General features: G+C 72.1%; 14 protein-coding genes. 4 read left to right on the forward strand and 10 right to left on the reverse strand.

What is annotated here, in order from left to right:
• Positions 1-3 precede the first annotated feature (3 nt).
• The 3 genes from AC07RV_RS42975 to AC07RV_RS42985 all read right to left on the reverse strand — a co-directional run bounded on the left by AC07RV_RS42975 (position 4) and on the right by AC07RV_RS42985 (position 6,804).
• Complete coding sequence (locus tag AC07RV_RS42975) at positions 4-957, reverse strand: alpha/beta hydrolase family protein (protein WP_296781359.1); 954 nt, start codon at positions 955-957, stop codon at positions 4-6.
• Positions 954-5,807 carry a CapA family protein gene (locus tag AC07RV_RS42980; protein WP_296781360.1) on the reverse strand — a complete coding sequence of 1,618 codons (4,854 nt, stop codon included), beginning with the start codon at positions 5,805-5,807 and terminating at the stop codon, positions 954-956. The genes AC07RV_RS42975 and AC07RV_RS42980 overlap by 4 nt, the downstream gene beginning before the upstream one ends.
• A gap of 115 nt (positions 5,808-5,922) precedes the next feature.
• Positions 5,923-6,804, reverse strand: coding sequence for a LysR family transcriptional regulator (locus AC07RV_RS42985; protein ID WP_296781361.1), 882 nt, complete (start codon positions 6,802-6,804; stop codon positions 5,923-5,925).
• Positions 6,805-6,943: 139 nt separating this feature from the next.
• Here AC07RV_RS42985 and AC07RV_RS42990 point away from each other — a divergent pair, with 139 nt between their 5' ends.
• Both AC07RV_RS42990 and AC07RV_RS42995 read left to right on the forward strand, forming a co-directional pair.
• Positions 6,944-7,936: a DMT family transporter gene (locus tag AC07RV_RS42990; RefSeq protein WP_296781362.1), complete on the forward strand. Its 993-nt coding sequence runs from the start codon at positions 6,944-6,946 to the stop codon at positions 7,934-7,936.
• 29 nt (positions 7,937-7,965) lie between these two features.
• On the forward strand, positions 7,966-9,060 hold the full coding sequence (locus AC07RV_RS42995; protein WP_296781372.1) for an NADH:flavin oxidoreductase/NADH oxidase: 1,095 nt from the start codon (positions 7,966-7,968) through the stop codon (positions 9,058-9,060).
• Positions 9,061-9,066: 6 nt separating this feature from the next.
• Here AC07RV_RS42995 and AC07RV_RS43000 read toward each other — a convergent pair whose 3' ends face one another.
• The 6 genes from AC07RV_RS43000 to glmS form a co-directional block, all read right to left on the reverse strand.
• Complete coding sequence (locus tag AC07RV_RS43000; RefSeq protein WP_296781363.1) at positions 9,067-9,852, reverse strand: class I SAM-dependent methyltransferase; 786 nt, start codon at positions 9,850-9,852, stop codon at positions 9,067-9,069.
• Positions 9,853-9,877: 25 nt separating this feature from the next.
• Entirely contained in the window at positions 9,878-10,408 is a 531-nt protein-coding gene (locus tag AC07RV_RS43005; protein WP_296781364.1) for a GNAT family N-acetyltransferase, read from the reverse strand.
• Between the two features lie 11 nt (positions 10,409-10,419).
• Complete coding sequence (locus tag AC07RV_RS43010) at positions 10,420-11,013, reverse strand: helix-turn-helix domain-containing protein (protein WP_296781365.1); 594 nt, start codon at positions 11,011-11,013, stop codon at positions 10,420-10,422.
• A 34-nt stretch (positions 11,014-11,047) separates the two neighbouring features.
• Positions 11,048-11,563: a G/U mismatch-specific DNA glycosylase gene (gene mug, locus AC07RV_RS43015; protein WP_296781366.1), complete on the reverse strand. Its 516-nt coding sequence runs from the start codon at positions 11,561-11,563 to the stop codon at positions 11,048-11,050.
• Positions 11,564-11,621: 58 nt separating this feature from the next.
• Positions 11,622-11,987 carry a hypothetical protein gene (locus AC07RV_RS43020; protein WP_296781367.1) on the reverse strand — a complete coding sequence of 122 codons (366 nt, stop codon included), beginning with the start codon at positions 11,985-11,987 and terminating at the stop codon, positions 11,622-11,624.
• 189 nt (positions 11,988-12,176) lie between these two features.
• A complete protein-coding gene (glmS, locus tag AC07RV_RS43025; protein WP_296781368.1) occupies positions 12,177-14,060 on the reverse strand; it encodes a glutamine--fructose-6-phosphate transaminase (isomerizing) in 1,884 nt (627 codons plus the stop codon).
• Positions 14,061-14,218: 158 nt separating this feature from the next.
• On the opposite strand from glmS, the gene AC07RV_RS43030 reads away from it, so the two are divergent.
• Positions 14,219-14,710 (forward strand): Lrp/AsnC family transcriptional regulator, encoded by a 492-nt coding sequence (locus AC07RV_RS43030; RefSeq protein WP_296781369.1) that lies wholly within the window; start codon positions 14,219-14,221, stop codon positions 14,708-14,710.
• Positions 14,711-14,716: 6 nt separating this feature from the next.
• Here the strand turns inward: AC07RV_RS43030 and glmU are convergent, their stop codons facing one another.
• Positions 14,717-16,144 (reverse strand): bifunctional UDP-N-acetylglucosamine diphosphorylase/glucosamine-1-phosphate N-acetyltransferase GlmU, encoded by a 1,428-nt coding sequence (gene glmU / locus AC07RV_RS43035; RefSeq protein ID WP_444814032.1) that lies wholly within the window; start codon positions 16,142-16,144, stop codon positions 14,717-14,719.
• Here glmU and AC07RV_RS43040 point away from each other — a divergent pair.
• A complete protein-coding gene (locus tag AC07RV_RS43040; RefSeq protein ID WP_281077050.1) occupies positions 16,143-17,030 on the forward strand; it encodes a DUF6279 family lipoprotein in 888 nt (295 codons plus the stop codon). The two genes, glmU and AC07RV_RS43040, sit on opposite strands and share 2 nt — an antisense overlap.
• Positions 17,031-17,036 lie beyond the last annotated feature (6 nt).

Genomic DNA, 17,036 nt, shown 5'->3' on the forward strand with positions numbered 1-17,036 from the left:
CCCTCAGCGCTCGGTGCCGCGCGGCCCCGGGTACATGGCTTCGCGCGCGCAGGCCGCGGCGGCGTTCGGCCCGGCGCGGTCCTTGAGGTCGTGGAAGTCGGGCGGCTCCGCGGCCGCGGTGCGGATCTCCACGCGATGGCCGGCGCGCTGCAGTGCCTCGGCGAAGCGCTCCTGCAGCGCGAAGGGCGTGTTCTCGTCCTCGCGGTTGCCGATCAGCACGATGCGGCGCGCGGGATCGGCCACCACGCCGTCGACATGGTCGAGCGGGTCGTAGAAGCGCGTGCTGCCGGTGGTGTCGGTGCGGCCGTCGCGCGAACGCCCGAGCAGGCGCGCACGCTCGAGCAGGCCGTAGGCGCCCGAGGTCAGCACCGCGCAGGCCACGCGCGTGCGGCCCAGCGTGAGCAGCGCGGCACCCGCGGTGGCGCCGCCGCTGTGGCCGAGGATGACCAGGCGCTGGATCCGGTGGCGCTGCATCAGCGCGTCGAGCGCGGCATCGAGCGCATGGAACTCCACCGGCTGGCGGCGCTGGCGGTGGTTGCCCGAGGAGCCGTAGGTGCCGGGCCGCGCGACGAAGATCCAGGGCACGCCGGCGCGGTCGCGGTTGCGCTGCGCGTCGGTGGTGCGCAGCGCCTCGGTGTTGCCCGAGATGCGCGCGGGCGGCTGGTCCATCACGGCGTCGCGGTCGCCCGAGAACTGCACGATGGCGACGCGCGCGCCCTCGATGTCGCTGCTCGCGAAATAGCGGATGCAGGCCGGCCCCTCGACCGGCTGCACCCAGAGGAAGCCGAAGCGGTCCTCGGGACAGTTCTCGCGCACCGCGGGCTGGTTCCAGTGCAGCACCTCGTCGCCGATGACGCGGATCGCGGGCGGCCGGATCTCGGCGCGCTGCGCGCAGGCCGCCTGCACCAGCGCCACGGCGAGCGCGCACAGCAGCACGGAGGTCGAGCGCAGGTTCATAGCTTCTGCAGCAGCTCGGGGATGTCGCCGAAGTCGGAGCGGTCGCGGTCGCCCTTCACCAGCAGCAGGTCGCCGTCGCGCAGGAAGGCGCCGAGGTAGCCGGCGGCATCGGCCGCGCTCTCGAAATGCGGCCCCAGCATCGAGGCCGGCATCTCCTCGCGCAGCCAGCGCATCTCCTGGCCGTGCGTCACCACGTGCTCGATGCCCGAGTCCAGCAGCGGCGCCGCGAGGCTGCGGTGCATGGCCTCGGCCGCATGGTCGAGGTTGACGATGCGGCCCAGCATGGCGATGCGGCGCGCGACCGGCGCGGCGCCACTCCCGCCACCGCCCGCGCGGCCGTAGTCGCGCACGAAGGCCATCGCATTGCGCATCGACATCACCTCGGCGTTCCAGCTGTCGTCGATCAGCGTGGCCTGCACGCCGCCTTCGGTGCGCAGCGCCTGCACGTGCATCACCGAGGCCGGCAGCCGCACGCCGGGCATGCGCGCGCAGGCGGCCTCGGGGTCGAAGCCCATCGCGACCAGCGCCGCGAACGAGAGCGTGGAGTTGCGCACCAGCCCCTCGCTCGCGACCGGGAACAGGTAGGAATGGGTGCGCCCGCGCAGCGCGATGTGCACGCGGCAGCCATGGCCCTCGGGCTCGGTGCCGAGCACGCGCACGTCGGCCTGCGGCCCGCGCCCCACCACCCAGACCGCGCCCGCGGTGCGCGCGGCGGCCTGCACCATCTGCAGCAGACAGGGGATGTGGTCGGGCACGATCGCCACGCCGCCGGGCTCCAGGCCGAGGAAGATGCGCGACTTGTACTCGGCCGTCTGCTCCACGCTCACGGCCTGCCGGGTCTGCGACAGGCCGATCTCGGTGACGATCGCCACGTGCGGGCGCGCCATCAGCGAGATCGGGCCGCGGTCCATCCACAGCGAGCTCTGCGCCATCTCGAGGATGCAGACGTCGACGTCGGGCCCGAGGCTGGCCAGCATCGCCGGCACGCCGACGCGCGAGTTGTAGTTGTCGATGGTGGTGTGCACGCGCGCCTGCGCGGGCAGCAGGTCGCGCAGGATCGCGATGGTGGAGGACTTGCCCACGGTGCCGGTCACGCCGACCAGCAGGCCACGGTAGCGCTCGCGCGCGGCGGCGCCCAGGCGCAGCATGGCGCGGATCGGGTCCTCGACCTGCAGCAGCGGGAAGTCCGGAGCCAGGCCCTCGACCGGGTGCTGCACGATCGCGCCCGCGAGCTGGTCCTGCAGGCCGGGCAGCAGCAGGTGGCGGTCCCAGTTGACCGTGCTGCGCGGCCGGCTGTAGCGCTCGTGCGCGGCCAGCGTCTGGTAGTCGGAGGCGACGAACAGCGCGGGCGCCGGCAGCAGCTCCATGTGCTTCGGGCCGCGCACCACCGAGCGCGCGAGCCAATCGGGCGGCGGCTCGACCAGCCACTGGCCGCGCGTGATGCGCTGCAGCGCCTCGGCGGTCCACACCGGCTCGGGCGTGGCCGAGGCGCCGGGGCGCAGCGCGAACAGCACGGGCGCGGGTCGCTCGGGCAGCGGCAGCGCCACCTGCGAGGCGCGCAGCCCGCACCACACGGGCAGGCGCTGCGCCGGCCATTCGGGCGCGGGCACGGTCTCCTCGGTCTCCTCGCCCAGACGCGCGGGGCGGGCACTGCCGACCACCCGCACCTCGATCTGCAGCACGTCGCTGCGCAGCAGGCTGCTCGCGGGCGGCCGCAGTCCGTAGCGGTCGCGGTGGATGCGCCCCGGCTGCCAGCGGCTGGTGGGCCACATCCAGTCGCAGGGGTCGTGGTCCATGCTCTCGCCCCAGGGCGGCATGTGGGTGCTGCGCATCGGCATGGCGCGGAACTGCACGCGCAGGTCGTCGGCCACCGGTTCGACCGCGCGCCAGAACGACTCGACCCACAGCATGCGGCGGCCCGAGATCTGCGTGGGCGCGCAGCGGATGCCGAGCAGCTCGAGCGGGCCGAAGCGGATCGGCGCGATGTGGCGCGAATCGGGCGGCAGCACGTCGACCAGCCATTCGGGCCGCGGCGCGAGCAGCGGCGCGACGCGCGCGAAGGCCGGCTCGGGCAGCGCGGGCACGTCGGCGGCGAGCCGCGAGGCGCGCTCGGGCGGTGCCAGCGCCAGGGTGCAGCGGCCCTCGGGCAGCACCGTCATGCGGGTGCCGAGCGCCTCGCACTGGCGCGCGAAACGCGTGGCCGCGCCGCGCGCGCGCTCGTTCGCATACTGGCGCGAACGGCCGAAGCCCACGCCGATCGGCGTGAAGCTCAACTGCTCGACGCCGCGCGGGCTCAGCGCGAGCGTGAACACGCCCGCGTCGACGAAGTCGTCGCGCACCGCTTCGAACAGCAGGTCGCCCGCGTCGTGCACGATCGGCCGGCCGCGGTAGACCTCGATGCCCTGCAGCACGTGCGCCGAGGTGCCGAGCACCGCATCGGCGCCGGCATCGACGATCGCATGGCCGGCCGCGATCTCGGCCTCGGAGGGCTCGGTCTCGAGGTTGTCGCCCCAGTGCACCGCCACCAGCACCACGTCGGCCGATTCGCGCGCCTTCTCGATGCGCGGCGCGAGCAGCGCGGTCCAGGCCGCGGGCTCGTCGAGCGGCAGGTAGGCGGCGCCGGGCCGGTCGGGGCCGGCCGCGAACTGGGGCTGGGTGGCGTCGAGCGAGAACAGCGCGACGCGCACGCCGCCGGCCATCGCGAAGGCCGGGCGCAGCGCGGCCTCGAGGTCGCGGCCGGTGCCGGCCCAGGCGATGCCCGCGGCCTGCAGGTGCCACTGCTGCTCCATCAGCGCGCCCGGGCCGTAGTCGCCGCTGTGGTTGTTGGCGGTGGCGACGATGCCGATGCGCGCGGTGGTCAGCACGTCCAGCATCTCGGGCCGTGCGCGGAAGTAGTAGGAACCGGCCTCGCCCTTCTCCACGCCCTGCTCGCCGGTGGTGGCGACCACGCATTCGAGGTTGACGATGCGCAGATCGGCCTCGCGCAGCGCGGGGATTCCGCTGAGCATGCGACGCGCGCCGCCCAGCTCGAGGCGCCGGTAGTGCAGGCGGCGGCCGAGGTTCACGTCGCCGCCAAAGGCGACGGTGCCGGTGCGCGCCGCGGGCGTGTCGGCCGGCACCGGCAAGGCAGCGGCCTGCGGCGCGAACGACGGCGCGGGCAGCTCGCCGCCCTCGCGCGCCTTCAGCAGCCGGTGGTAGGCGACATAGCCCGACAAGTAGTGCTCCACGTCGTCGATGCGCACGCGGAAGCTGTGGTGCTTGATGAAGAACGAGCCCGCGATGCGGTCGGGATGGCGGAAGAACATCGCGAGCTCGGGCCAGAAGTGGCCGTTCGCGAGGTAGCGCGCGCGGTGCTCGAGCGCGCGCTCGAACTTGTCGCGGTCCAGGCCCTCGAGCAGGTGGCGCAGCTCGGGATCGGCCTCGATGCGCAGCACCATCTCGCGCGCGGCCATCATCAGCTCGAGCAGGGTCGGGAAGGTGGTGATGCGCTCGCGCACGAAGTCGAGGTAGTCGGCCACGTTGCGCAGCCCGAACTCGTAATAGCGCAGCGCGGGCCGGTGGCGCGTGAGCTCGTTGACGCAGTAGCCGAGCCAGTGGTCGTGCGCGCGCCAGTGCTCGGCGGCGATGAAGTGGTCGAAGGCCTTCTCGACCATCGCGAGCCAGCGCGGATCGCGCGTGAGGCCGTACAGCCGCATCAGGCCGAACGCGGCCTCGCCGTCGTAGTAGATGACGCGGAAGGCCTCCTTCACCGCGAGGCTGGGCCGGTGCAGCACGTGCACGAAGCGGCCGGTCTCGGGGTCCTGCATGTGGCGGATGCCGAGCGCGAGCAGCTCGAGCAGCGGCAGGAAGCGGCGGTCGCCGGTCAGTTCGGTGTACTTGACGAAGGCCAGCAGGCAGACCGCGTTGCCGCCGAGCTTGACCTCGTGCGCCACGTCGACCAGGAAGGCCGCGCGGCTGCCGTCGGGCAGCACCGCGGGCCGGATCAGCGAGCCCGCGAGAAAGGCCAGCGAACGGTCGATGGCCTCCTTCTGCGCCGCGTCGCGCGTGAGCTCCCAGGCCTCGAGCAGCGCATAGGTCGAGCTCGCATGGCGCAGCGTGTTGTAGGTCGGGATGGCGCGGTCGAAGCAGGGGAACCAGCCGTAGTGGAACTCGCCCGTGGGCTTGACCTGCGCCGCCAGGTAGCGGCTCGCGTCCTCGACCATGCGGCGCACCGGCGCGGCGCTCCAGTCGTCGAGGCGGCGCAGGTGGGCCTCCTGCCCCTCGGGGACGATCGGCCAGGCGCCCTCGGCATCGACGTAGACGGCGCGCGTGGTGAAGCACCACACGGGCACGGCGTCGTCGTCGGGAAAGTCGAGCTCCTTGCCGAAGCGGCGCCGGGTGTGCAGCCGCAGGTTGCCGGGGTTGGGCTGGCAGTGGTCCACGCTGCCGTCGTAGAAGACCGCGCTGCCGTTGGCCTCGGGCGCGAGCAGCGCGAACTCGAAGCGGCTGTCGAAGGACACGCCCTGCTGGAAGTAGTTGCGCCGCGTCTTCGCGAGCAGTTCCTTGAACTCGCCCCAGTGCATCGGCAGCACGTGCTCGACCAGTTCCGCGCGCAGCCGCTGCGGCGGCCGCTCGCCGCGCTGCGCGGCATCGGCCAGCGCCTCGGCCGCTTCCTCCCAGGCCTGCGCGGCATCGGCGCCGCGGCCCGAGACCACGCGCGCGCGGCTGCCGCCCTCGCCGATCGCGAGGAAGACCACGCTGCCGGTGACCGGCGTGGCCGGCGGCAGCGCGGGCAGCACGCCCTCGGGACCCGCCAGTGCCTGCCTGGCGCGGTTCAGGAGTTCGGCGAGAGAAAGGGTCGATTCGGGCATGCGAGAAAGGAGGAAGACCCCGCCAGCGGCAGGCCGCGCGCATCGTACCCGCGTGCCGGCGTTTCGCGCTGACCGGAGGCTGACAGGGGCCGCCTTGCCACAGGGGCGGATGGCCTCAGACGCCCCAGGCCTCGAACACCGCCTGCCGCACCACCTCGACCGCCGGCGCCCGCGCACCCGCGGCCGGTTCGATCCAGCACAGCCAGGTGTGGGCGCGCCAGCCGGGCCAGATCGCGAGCTCGCCGTGGCGCTCGCCCTGCTCGGCCTGGTCGAGCCGCATCAGCCCCGCGCCCATGCCGCTCGCGACCATGCTGCGCACCGCGCTCTCGCTGTCGGCGGTGCGGCCCTGGCGGTACTCGCGGCCGGCGCCGGCGAACAGCCGATCGAGGTGCGCGCGCAGCACGCAGGTGGGCGGCGTGCCGACCCAGGGCTGCTCGGTGAGCGCCTCGAGCGACAGGCCCGGATGGGCGTCGGCCATCGGCAGCGGCAGCACGACCACCAGGTCGACCGGGGCCAGCCGGTGCAGCGCCAGGCCTTCGCGCGAAGCCACGTCGCTCAGCGTGTAGGCACAGTCGAGTTCGCCGCGCTCGACCGCCGAGGCGGTCTCGTACGACAGGCCCTGGCGCAGTTGCAGCGTGACCTGCGGATGGCGCTCGGCCAGCTTCACGAGCACGTCGCCGAGCCGCAGCGAGACCGGGTCGACCACGGTGCCGAAGCGCACCACGCCCTGCGCGGCGCCGCGCAGTTGCTCGGCGGCCGAGCGCATGCGCAGTGCCGAGGCCAGCGTGCGCTCGGCCTCCTCGAGCAGGCTGTGGCCCGCGGGCGTGGGCGTCATGCCGCGCGGCGTGCGCTCGAACAGGCGCACGCCGAGCTCGTCCTCGAGCGCCTTGAGCTGCGCGCTCACGGCGGGCGCGCTGGTGAACACGCGCTCGGCGGCGCGCGTGAGGCTGCCCTCGCGGGCAATGGCGACGAAGGTCTTCAGCTGGTAGAGCTCCATGGCGGCCGATTGTGAGCGCGCGGCGGCGCGCGGTCCCTTCGTTTTTTCGGAGGGCCCGCTCCAAAGAAGCGAATGGCATTCGCGCGGCCCCGCCCCGATCCTCGGACACATCGACTCCTTCATCGTTCGAAAGCCCTCCATGTCCCGATCCCAACGCCTGTACGGCATCGCCGCATTGCTCTTCGCCACCTCCGGCTGGGGCTCCCTGTTCCTCGTCAGCAAGGGCGTGCTCCACCACGTCGAACCCGTGTGGTTCACGCTGATCCGCTACAGCCTGTCGGCGCTGCTGTTCGCGTTGCTGGTGCTGCCGCGCGGCGCCGCGCCCTGGCGCAGGCTGCGCCACCATGCGGGTGCGCTGGCGCTGCGCGGCGCGGCCGGCTTCGGGGTGTTCAGCGTGCTGCTGCTGATCGGCCTCGCGCACTCGGTGCCCTCGCACGGCGCGGTGATCATCGCCACCACGCCGATGACCACGCAGCTCGTGCGCTGGCTGCTCGACGGCGTGCGCCCCACGCGCGCCGCGCTGCTCGCCACCGCGCTGGCGCTCGCGGGCGTGGCGATCGTCTCGGGTCTCATCGGCGGTCATGGCGGCCACGGCGGCGCGGGCAACGCCACGCTGTTCGGCGATGCCATCGCCTTCGTCGGCACCTTGGGCTGGGTCTGGTACACGCGCGGCGCGGCGCGCTTTCCCGAACTCGACGCACTCGAGTACAGCGCGCTCACGGTGCTGGCCGCGTGGCCGGTGCTGCTGGCGGCCGCGGTCGGTGCCGCGCTGCTCGGCTGGTCGGCGGCACCCAGCCTGGAAGGGCTGCGGCTCTCGTGGCGGGCGCTGCTGTTCGTCGGCGTGGTGCCCTCGGCCGCCTCGGTGCTGGCCTTCAACTACGGCGTGCGCACGCTCGGCGCGGTCACCGGCACCGCCTTTCTCAACTTCGTGCCGGTGTCGGCGCTGCTGATGAGCGCGGCGCTCGGCACCCTGCCCACGGCGAACGAGCTGCTGGGCATGGCGATGGTGGTGGCGGCGCTCCTGATCCATACCGCCCTGAACCGCAAGGCCAACGCCCTGCCCGCGGCAAGGATCGTGCCGCCCCCGCAGAATCCCTGCACCTACCGCACCCCTGGAGCCACGACACCGTGAGCAGCGACACCCCCCGCCTCTTCGAGCCGATGCGGCTCGGCCCGCTTTCGCTCGACAACCGCATCCTGATCGCGCCGATGTGCCAGTACTCGGCGAGCGAGGGCACGCCGGGCGACTGGCACCTGATCCATCTCGGCCATCTCGCGCTGTCGGGCGCGGGCCTGCTGATCCTCGAGGCCACCGCGGTCGAGGCCGAGGGCCGCATCACGCCGGGCGACCTCGGTCTCTATTCGGACGCCAACGAGGCGGGCCTGGCGCGCGTGCTCGCCGCCGTGCGCGCCCATTCGACGATGCCCGTGGCAATGCAGCTCGGGCACGCCGGGCGCAAGGCCTCGAGCCGCGCGCCCTGGGAAGGCGGCGCGCAGATCCGTCCCGGCGAGCCCGGCGGCTGGAAGGCCTTCGCGCCCTCGGCCGTGCCGCACGCACCCGGCGAGGACGTGCCGCTCGCGCTCGACGCCGAGGGCCTGGCGCGCGTGCGCGAGGCCTTCGTGGCCGCCGCCCGCCGCGCCGCGCGCCTCGGCATCGAGGGCATCGAGATCCATGCCGCGCATGGCTACCTGCTGCACCAGTTCCTGTCGCCGCTGGCCAACCACCGCGACGACGCCTACGGCGGCAGCCTCGAGAACCGGCTGCGCTTTCCGCTCGAGGTGTTCGACGCGGTGCGCGCCGTCTTCCCGGCCGGGCGGCCCGTGTGGGTGCGCGTGTCGGCGGTCGACTGGGTGGAAGGCGGCTGGGACCTCGAAGGCACCGTGGCTTTCGCCAAGGCACTCGAGGCGCGCGGCTGCGCGGCCATCCATGTCTCGAGCGGCGGCGTGTCGCCGAAGCAGGCGATCGCGCTGGGCGCGGGCTACCAGGTGCCGTTCGCCGAACGCGTGAAGGCCGAGGTCGGCATCCCGGTGATCGCGGTCGGCCTGATCACCGAGGCGCGGCAGGCCGAGGCCATCCTCGCCGAGGGCAAGGCCGATGCCATCTCGCTGGCGCGCGCGATCCTCTACGACCCGCGCTGGCCCTGGCACGCGGCCGCCGAGCTCGGCGCGCAGGTGAAGGCGCCCGTGCAGTACTGGCGCTCGCAGCCGCGCGAGTTCAAGGACCTGTTCGAGAACGCGAAGTTCGGGGCGCGCTGAACGCCTTCAGCGCAGCGCCTCGATCCAGAACAAGGTCTGCCGCACCGCGATCGCCTCGCCCGCCTGCTGCCGGCGATGCAATTGCGCGAGCGCATCGCGCGTGCCCTCGATCGTGAAGTCAGGGCAGACATAGGGCACGTTCTTCAGGTACCAGGCGAAGGCGCCCACGTCGGCGAAGCGCAGCAGCTCGGCGCCCGCCTCGGCGCGCAGGATCTCGAAGCCCGCGCGCTCGAGCTGGCGCCGCGCGATGTCGAGCTGCCACTCGGGCGGTGGCTCGGCCGGTGCCAGGCCCGCGAGCCGGTAGTGGTCGGCGTTGAAGTCCGAGGCCACCTGCTGCGTGAGGAAGTGCCCGCCGCGCGCGAGCACGCGCGCCACCTCGGCCGGCACGAAGGACTCGTGACGGTTGACCACCAGGTGGAACTCGCCGTCGGCGAAGGGCAGCGGTGCGTCGTCGTGCGCATCGCCATCGTGCTGCGCGCCGTTGTCGAGCGCGCCCTCCACCGCCACCACCTCGATGCCCAGCGGCGCGAGCCGCTCGCGCGCCACCGCGACGTTGGGCGCCCAGCCCTCGGTGGCGACGGTGCGCGCGGGCCGCAGCGGCAGCCGGCCGAGCCACTCGCCGCCACCCGTGCCCATGTCGAGCAGGTCGGGCGACTGGCGCGCGCGGTGGACCACCGCCCGTTCGAAATCCCAGGGCACGGCGGTGGTCGCGATGCGGCCATCGCAGGACAGGTCCCAGCCGACCAGCGGCTTGCGCGCAGCCTCGGCCAGCAGTCGATCGAATTCGGTCATCGCGCCAGTCTGCCGCATGACGGCCTCAGGGCGCGAGCGTGCGATAGAAGTAGGTGGTGTCGCAGAAGCCGCCGCGCGGCAGCAGCGCATAGCCGGGGATGGTGCCGCTGCGCTGCCAGCCCGAGCGTTCGTAGAGCCGCTCGGCCTCGGGGCTCGAGGTGTCGAGCACCAGCAGCGTCTTGCCGCTGTCGCGCGCGGCCTGCTCGGCCGCCTGCATCAGCAGCGCGCCGAGCCCCTGGCGCCGCCCGCGCCGGTGCACCAGCATCTTCGCGAGGTCGGCGCGGTGCGGCTGGTTGTCGGGCTGGTCGAGCACGAGCTGCACCGTGCCGACGATGCCCTGCGCGTCCTCCACCACCATCAGCGCGCGCTCCCCGCGCGCCACGCCGTCGGCCACCTTGCGCCAGAAGGCCAGCGCCTGCTCGAGCGACAGCGGATGCATGAAGCTCACCGAGGCATCGCCGTCGACGCAGTCGATCAGCAGCTCGGCCAGCGATTGCAGTTGCGCCGCGTCCACCGCCTGCAGGCGGCGCACCGGGTGGAGGCTCGTGGGGTTCATGGCGTTCGTTCTCACTTCCAGACATCGGGATGGGGGCTCACGATCGCGACCGCATAGCGGGCGGTTTCGCGCGTGGGATTGAAGTAGGCGACGGGCCGGTCGAGCACCATCGCGAGGCAGTCGCCGGCGTCGAGCCGGTGGCGCTCCTCGCCCACGGTGATCTCGATCGTTCCCTCGAGCATCCAGACCTGCTGGTGCACCTGCGACTCGCGCGCGCCCGATTCGTAGGCCACGCGCGCCTTGGGCGGGAACAGCACCTCGACGATCTGCAGCGGCGAGGCGATGCCGCCGGGCGACACGTTGCGCCGCAGGTAGCCCGACGAGGGATCGCGCCATTGCGGCTGGTCGGCGCGGCGCGCCACCGGATCGGCGCGCGGGCGCGGCTCGTCGAACAGCGCGGCCAGCATCGTGCCGAGGCCGGTCGCGAGCTTCTCGAGCACCACCGCCGTGGGGCTGCTCTCGCCGCGCTCGATCAGCGAGATCATCGAACGGCTGACCCCGCTCTGCGCGGCCAGCGCCTCGAGCGAGAGGCCGCGCGCGACGCGCAGTTCGCGCACGCGGCGGGCGATGCGGTCGTTGAGGGGGGCGGGAGCTTCTTCTTTCATGCTGGATTTATTTTCCAACATGATGGAATGCCGGTCAAGCCGGCGATGCGGCCTCGCGCAGTGCCTTGTAGGCGGCCACCAGGTCATCGAGCGAGAACGCGCGATTGAGTCCGCTGGGATTGGGCAGGATCCAGGTCTCGATGCCGGCGAAGGGTTCGGGCTGGCGGCCCCATTCGATCTGCGGGCGCCCCGTCATGCCCGCATAAGCGGCCTTGCCGAGGAACGCCAGGCGGCGCGGACCGCAGGCGGCGATCTTGCGGGTGAAAGCCTCGGTGGCGGCCGCGAATTCATGCGCGGCCAATTGGCTCGCGCGCGCCGTCGGCCGGTCGACGGCCGTGGTCAGGCCGTAGCCGCGTTGCAGCAGCAGCGGCGCCTCGGCGGGCTGCATCAGCTTCGGCGTGAAGCCGGCCAGGTGCAGCACGCGCCAGAAGCGGTTGCCCCGGCCTTCGAAGTGCAGGCCGGAGGCGGCCGCGCGCTGGCCCGGGTTGATGCCGCAGAAGACGATGGCGAGGCCGGGGGCGAGGAGGTCGGGCAGAGCTTGGGAAGCCATGCGGGTCGATTGTGTCGTCTCGCGACGAGAGGCGCCCGCGTGCCTGCGCGGCTTTGTTCTAGGCTTTCGACGCCCCCGCCTGCGCGCCGGGCCCGGCCTGATCGGCATGGGCAGGGCCCTCGGGCGGTTGCCCGCGAACGGCAGGCAGGGTGCCATGCCGCAGCCATGCATCGAGCTCACCCTGCGAGATGCCCATCCAGCCGGCCGTCGATGCACCCAGGCCGTCGACCGCCTGCTGGTACGCGAGCTTGAAGGCACCCTGCGCCTCGGCCTCGCTGCCGAAATGCCCGTCCCTGTGCCAGAGCCCGACAGGAACGACCTGACCCGGTTTCGCTCCCGCCTCGACGAGCCTGCGGTGATCCCTCTGCGTGAAGCCCTTCGATCGGCGACTTGCCGGAAGATCCTTGGGGGTGCTCAAAGCCATGGCGCTCTCTGGTGGGGGTTGAACCTGCCCCACGGCCAGGCAGCCCGCACCGCAGGAGTTGGTCTTCGACCAACGCCATCTACGCAGTGGAAACGGCTTCGGATTCAGCCTGGCGATGGCGCGTCCTTGCGTTGTCGCCCGCCCATCGACCGCTCATGCCAGGCGAGCCGAGGCCCGCCCTCCCCTTCATCACTCCACCGTCACGCTCTTCGCCAGGTTGCGCGGCTTGTCCACGTCCGTGCCGCGCGCGCAGGCCGTGTGATAGGCCAGCAGCTGCAGCGGCACCACATGCAGCAGCGGCGACAGCGCGCCGTAGTGCTCGGGCATGTGGATCACGTGCAGGCCTTCGCTGCTCTTGATCTTCGAGTCGCCGTCGGCCAGCACGTAGAGCACGCCGCCGCGCGCGCGCACTTCCTGCAGGTTGCTCTTGAGCTTCTCGAGCAGGGCGTCGTTGGGCGCCACGGCGACCACCGGCATCTCGCTGGTCACCAGCGCGAGCGGGCCGTGCTTGAGCTCGCCGGCGGCATAGGCCTCGGCGTGGATGTAGGTGATCTCCTTGAGCTTGAGCGCGCCCTCGAGCGCGATCGGGTAGTGCAGGCCGCGGCCCAGGAACAGCGCGTTGTCCTTGCGCGCGAAGTCCTCGGCCCAGTTGATGATCTGCGGCTCGAGCGCGAGCACCGACTGCAGCGCGACCGGCAGGTGGCGCATCTCCTTCAGGTAGCGCGCCTCGTCTTCCGCGCTCAGCAGGCCCTTCGACTGCGCGATCGCCAGCGTGAGCAGGAACAGGCCCGCGAGCTGGGTGGTGAAGGCCTTGGTCGAGGCCACGCCGATCTCGACGCCGGCGCGCGTGATGTAGGCCAGCTTGCACTCGCGCACCATGGCGCTGGTGGCGACGTTGCAGATGGTCAGGGTCTGCTCCATGCCGAGCGAGCGCGCATGCTTGAGCGCGGCCAGGGTGTCGGCGGTCTCGCCCGACTGGCTGATGGTGACGACCAGGGTGCGCGGGTCGGGCACCGAGTCGCGGTAGCGGTACTCGCTCGCGATCTCGACCTGGGTCGAGATCTTCGCGATGCCCTCGAGCCAGTACTTGGCGGTGCAGCCGCTGTAGTAGCTGGTGCCGCAGGCCAGGATCAGGATGCGGTCGATCTCCTTGAACACGCGGTGCGCGCTGGCGCCGCTCTGCTTGCCGTCCTGGCCGATGCCGTCGAACAGCTCGGGCACGATGCCTTCCACGCCCTCGAGCGTGTCGCCGATGGCGCGCGGCTGCTCGAAGATCTCCTTCTGCATGTAGTGGCGGTAGGGGCCGAGCTCGGCCGCGCCGCTGTGGGCCTGCACGGTGCGCACGGGGCGCTGCACCGGCTTGTGGGCGCGGTCGACGATCCAGTACTTGCCGGGCTGCAGGTCGACCACGTCGCCTTCCTCGAGGTACACGATCTGGTCGGTGACGCCGGCCAGCGCCATCGCGTCGCTGGCCAGGAAGTTCTCGGCACCGTCCTTGCCGGCGCCCAGGATCAGCGGCGAACCGGCGCGCGCGCCGACCACGCGCTGCGGCTCGTCGCGGCTGATCACGGCGATGGCGTAGGCGCCCGTGAGCTGGCGCACGGCGCCCTTCACGGCCTCGAACAGGTCGCCGTCGTAGAGGCTGTCGACCAGGTGGGCGATGACCTCGGTGTCGGTCTGGCTCTCGAACACGTAGCCCTTGGCTTCGAGGCTGGCACGCAGCGCCTCGTGGTTCTCGATGATGCCGTTGTGCACCAGCGCGATGCGGCCGGGCCGCGCTTCCTGCGCGCCGGCGCCCGGGCCGTGGCTGAAGTGCGGGTGCGCGTTGTGCACCGCGGGCGCGCCGTGCGTGGCCCAGCGGGTGTGGGCGATGCCGGTCAGGCCCTCGAGCTTGTCCTCGGCCACCTGGGTCTGGAGGTCGGCCACGCGCGAGGTGGTGCGCGCGCGCGTCAGGCCGCCCGCATGCACGGCCACGCCGCAGGAGTCATAGCCGCGGTACTCGAGCCGCTGCAGGCCCTGGACCAGGACCGGGACGATGTTTCGATGGGAAGCCGCGCCGACGATGCCGCACATGGTTGTCTTGCCTTTGGAAAGGAATGAAGGAGAACGAAAAGAATTGCTGCGAATGGTAGGGAGGGTGAAAAGAAATTTGCCGTCTAAATTCCCATGGATTTGGACTTTTCTTTCACGCATTCAGGTCGATGAATTTTTATTCCATAATTTCACGAATCATGGAATCCATTGCACTAGACGCCATCGACCTGAAGCTGCTCGACGCCCTGCAGCGCGACGCCTCGGCCACCAACCAGAAGCTGGCGGCGGCCGTGGGCATCTCGCCGCCGACCTGCCTGCGGCGGGTCCAGCGGCTGTGGCAGGAGGGATTGATCGAGCGCCAGGTGGCGCTGCTGTCGCCCGACCGGCTGGCCGCGGTACTCGGCCACGGGCTGCAGGCGGTGGTGGAGATCTCGCTCGACCGGCAGGACGCCGAGTCGCTCGATGCCTTCGAGGCGCGCGTGATCGCGGACGACGCGGTGCAGCAGTGCTGGCGCGTGTCGCCGGGACCGGATTTCGTGCTGGTGGTGGCCGCACGGGACATGCCCGGCTACGGCGCGCTGGTGCAGCGGCTGTTCACCGCCGACGCCAACGTGCGCAACGTCAAGGCCTTCTTCAGCCTCAAGCGCGCGAAGTTCGAGCCGCGGGTGCCGCTGGCGCCCGCGGGCTGAGGCCCGTCAGGCCTTCGGCTTCTTCTGCGGCCGCTGCCAGTTCGGCAGGCTGATCTGCTTGCCGCGCGCCACGGTCAGCGCGCCGGCCGGCGTGGTCTTGGTGACGGTGGAGCCGCCGCCCACGGTGCCGCCCGCGCCGATGGTGACCGGCGCCACCAGCACGCAGTTGCTGCCGATGTGCACGTCGTCCTCGAGCACGGTGCGGTGCTTGTTGGCGCCGTCGTAGTTGGCCGTGATGCTGCCCGCGCCGTAGTTGACGCGCGCGCCCACGGTGGCGTCGCCCAGGTAGGCCAGGTGGTTGGCCTTGGCGCCGGCGGCCATGGTGGAGTTCTTGACCTCGACGAAGTTGCCGATGTGCACCTCGGTGCCGAGCTGGGCGCCGGGGCGCAGCCGTGCGAAGGGGCCGATCAGCGCGCGCTCGCCGACCGTCACGCCGGCCTTCTCGCCGTCGATGTGGGTGAAGGGATGGATCACGGCGCCGGCCTCGATGCGGGCATTGGCGATGACGCAGTTGGCGCCGATGCGCACGCCCTCGCCGAGCGAAACCTGGCCCTCGAACAGGCAGTTGACGTCGATCTCGACGTCGCCGCCGCATTCGAGCGTGCCGCGCAGGTCGAAGCGCGCCGGGTCGGCCAGCCGCACGCCCTGGGTCATCAGGGCCTCGGCCTGGCGGCGCTGGAAGGCGCGCTCGAGCTCGGCCAGCTGCACCGGGCTGTTGATGCCGGCCACCTGCAGGCCGTCGGTCGTGATGTGGGCCACCACCGGCACGCCGTCGGCCGCGGCGTGCTTGACGATGTCGGGCAGGTAGTACTCGGACTGCGCATTGCGGTTGTCCAGGCGCTCGAGCCAGCCCTTGAGCTGTTTCGCGGGCACGGCCATCACGCCGCTGTTGACTTCGCGCACCGCGCGCTGCGCCTCGCTGGCGTCCTTGTGCTCGACGATGGCGGTCACCTCGCCGCCCGCGGCGTTGCGGATGATGCGGCCGTAGCCGGTGGGGTCGTCCAGCTCGATGGTCAGCAGCGCCAGCCGCTCGCCGCCGCTGGCGGCGATCAGGGTGCGCAAGGTGTCCTCGGCGATCAGCGGTACGTCACCCGAGAGGATCACCACCGTGCCGTCGTCGGGCAAGAGCGGCGTGGCCTGCTGCACCGCGTGGCCGGTGCCCAGCTGTGGCTCCTGGCGCGCGAAGCGCAGCGAGGCCGCCTCGGGCGAGGCGGCCATGGCGGCCTCGACCTGTTCGGCGCCGTGGCCGGTGACGATCACCACGTGCCGGGCGCCGATGCGCGCGGCGGTGCCGGTCACGTGCGACAACAGTGCGCGGCCGGCCAAACGATGCAACACTTTGGGAAGCCTGCTCTTCATGCGCGTGCCCTTGCCGGCCGCCATGATCACGACGTCGACCGGTCCCTGGTTGCCCTGCTTCGGAATCTGATTCATGCCTTTTTCTACCCGGATGCGTTGTTTCAAGCTGGCGCGGATTATCGGCGTGATGGCGCTGGTGGCCGTCCTGGGGGCTTGCAGCGCCATCAAGCTGGCCTACAACAACCTGCCCGAGCTCAGCTACTGGTGGCTCGACGGCTACCTCGATTTCGACGGTTCGCAGACGCCCAAGGTGCGCGACGAGCTCGCGCAGCTGCTCGACTGGCACCGGCGCAACGAGCTGCCGAAGATCGCGGCGCTGCTGCAGGAGGCCGAGACGCTGGCGCCCGGCGAGGTGACGCCGGCCCAGGCCTGCGCCATGACCGACCGCATCCGCGACCGGCTGCTGGCGGTCAGCGAGCGCGCCGAGCCCGCGGGCACCGAGTTGCTGCTGAGCCTCAGCGAGGCCCAGCTGCAGCAGCTCGAGCGCAAGTACGCGAAGAACAACGCCGACTACCGCAAGGACTGGCTCGACCGCTCGCCGGCCCGGGTGCAGGAGAAGCGCTACGACCAGTTCCTCGACCGCTTCGAGGACTTCTACGGCCGGCTTTCGCCCGAGCAGCGCGAGCTGCTGCGCCAGCAGGTGGCGCAGTCGGTGTTCGACCCGAAGCTGCAGGACGTGGAGCGCCGCAAGCGCCAGCAGGAAGCGCTGGTGCTGCTGCGCGGCTTCGTCGCGAACCGCACGCCGCCCACCGAGGCGCGCGCCGCGCTGCATGCCTACCTGCAGCGCATCGCCGATCCGCCCCCGGGGCCCTGGCGCGAGCAGCAGCAGGCGCTGCTGCAGGAAGGCTGCCGCAACCTGGCCGCGCTGCACAACGGCACCAGCGCGGCGCAGCGCGCGCAGGCGGTCAAGCGGCTGCAGGCCTACCAGAACGACCTGCGGCAGCTGGTGGCCGGCGGCTGAGCCGGC

This window comes from Variovorax sp. GW821-FHT09B01 (assembly GCF_059418345.1).

Coding starts and splice junctions, on each gene's coding strand:
- AC07RV_RS42980 (WP_296781360.1), bottom strand. CDS start 5,807: ATGCCCGAATCGACCCTTTCTCTCGCCGAACTCCTGAACCGCGCCAGG.
- AC07RV_RS42975 (WP_296781359.1), bottom strand. CDS start 957: ATGAACCTGCGCTCGACCTCCGTGCTGCTGTGCGCGCTCGCCGTGGCG.
- glmS (WP_296781368.1), bottom strand. CDS start 14,060: ATGTGCGGCATCGTCGGCGCGGCTTCCCATCGAAACATCGTCCCGGTC.
- AC07RV_RS43040 (WP_281077050.1), top strand. CDS start 16,143: ATGCCTTTTTCTACCCGGATGCGTTGTTTCAAGCTGGCGCGGATTATC.
- AC07RV_RS42995 (WP_296781372.1), top strand. CDS start 7,966: ATGCGGCTCGGCCCGCTTTCGCTCGACAACCGCATCCTGATCGCGCCG.
- glmU (WP_444814032.1), bottom strand. CDS start 16,144: ATGAATCAGATTCCGAAGCAGGGCAACCAGGGACCGGTCGACGTCGTG.
- AC07RV_RS43000 (WP_296781363.1), bottom strand. CDS start 9,852: ATGACCGAATTCGATCGACTGCTGGCCGAGGCTGCGCGCAAGCCGCTG.
- AC07RV_RS43005 (WP_296781364.1), bottom strand. CDS start 10,408: ATGAACCCCACGAGCCTCCACCCGGTGCGCCGCCTGCAGGCGGTGGAC.
- AC07RV_RS42985 (WP_296781361.1), bottom strand. CDS start 6,804: ATGGAGCTCTACCAGCTGAAGACCTTCGTCGCCATTGCCCGCGAGGGC.
- AC07RV_RS43030 (WP_296781369.1), top strand. CDS start 14,219: ATGGAATCCATTGCACTAGACGCCATCGACCTGAAGCTGCTCGACGCC.
- AC07RV_RS43010 (WP_296781365.1), bottom strand. CDS start 11,013: ATGAAAGAAGAAGCTCCCGCCCCCCTCAACGACCGCATCGCCCGCCGC.
- mug (WP_296781366.1), bottom strand. CDS start 11,563: ATGGCTTCCCAAGCTCTGCCCGACCTCCTCGCCCCCGGCCTCGCCATC.
- AC07RV_RS42990 (WP_296781362.1), top strand. CDS start 6,944: ATGTCCCGATCCCAACGCCTGTACGGCATCGCCGCATTGCTCTTCGCC.
- AC07RV_RS43020 (WP_296781367.1), bottom strand. CDS start 11,987: ATGGCTTTGAGCACCCCCAAGGATCTTCCGGCAAGTCGCCGATCGAAG.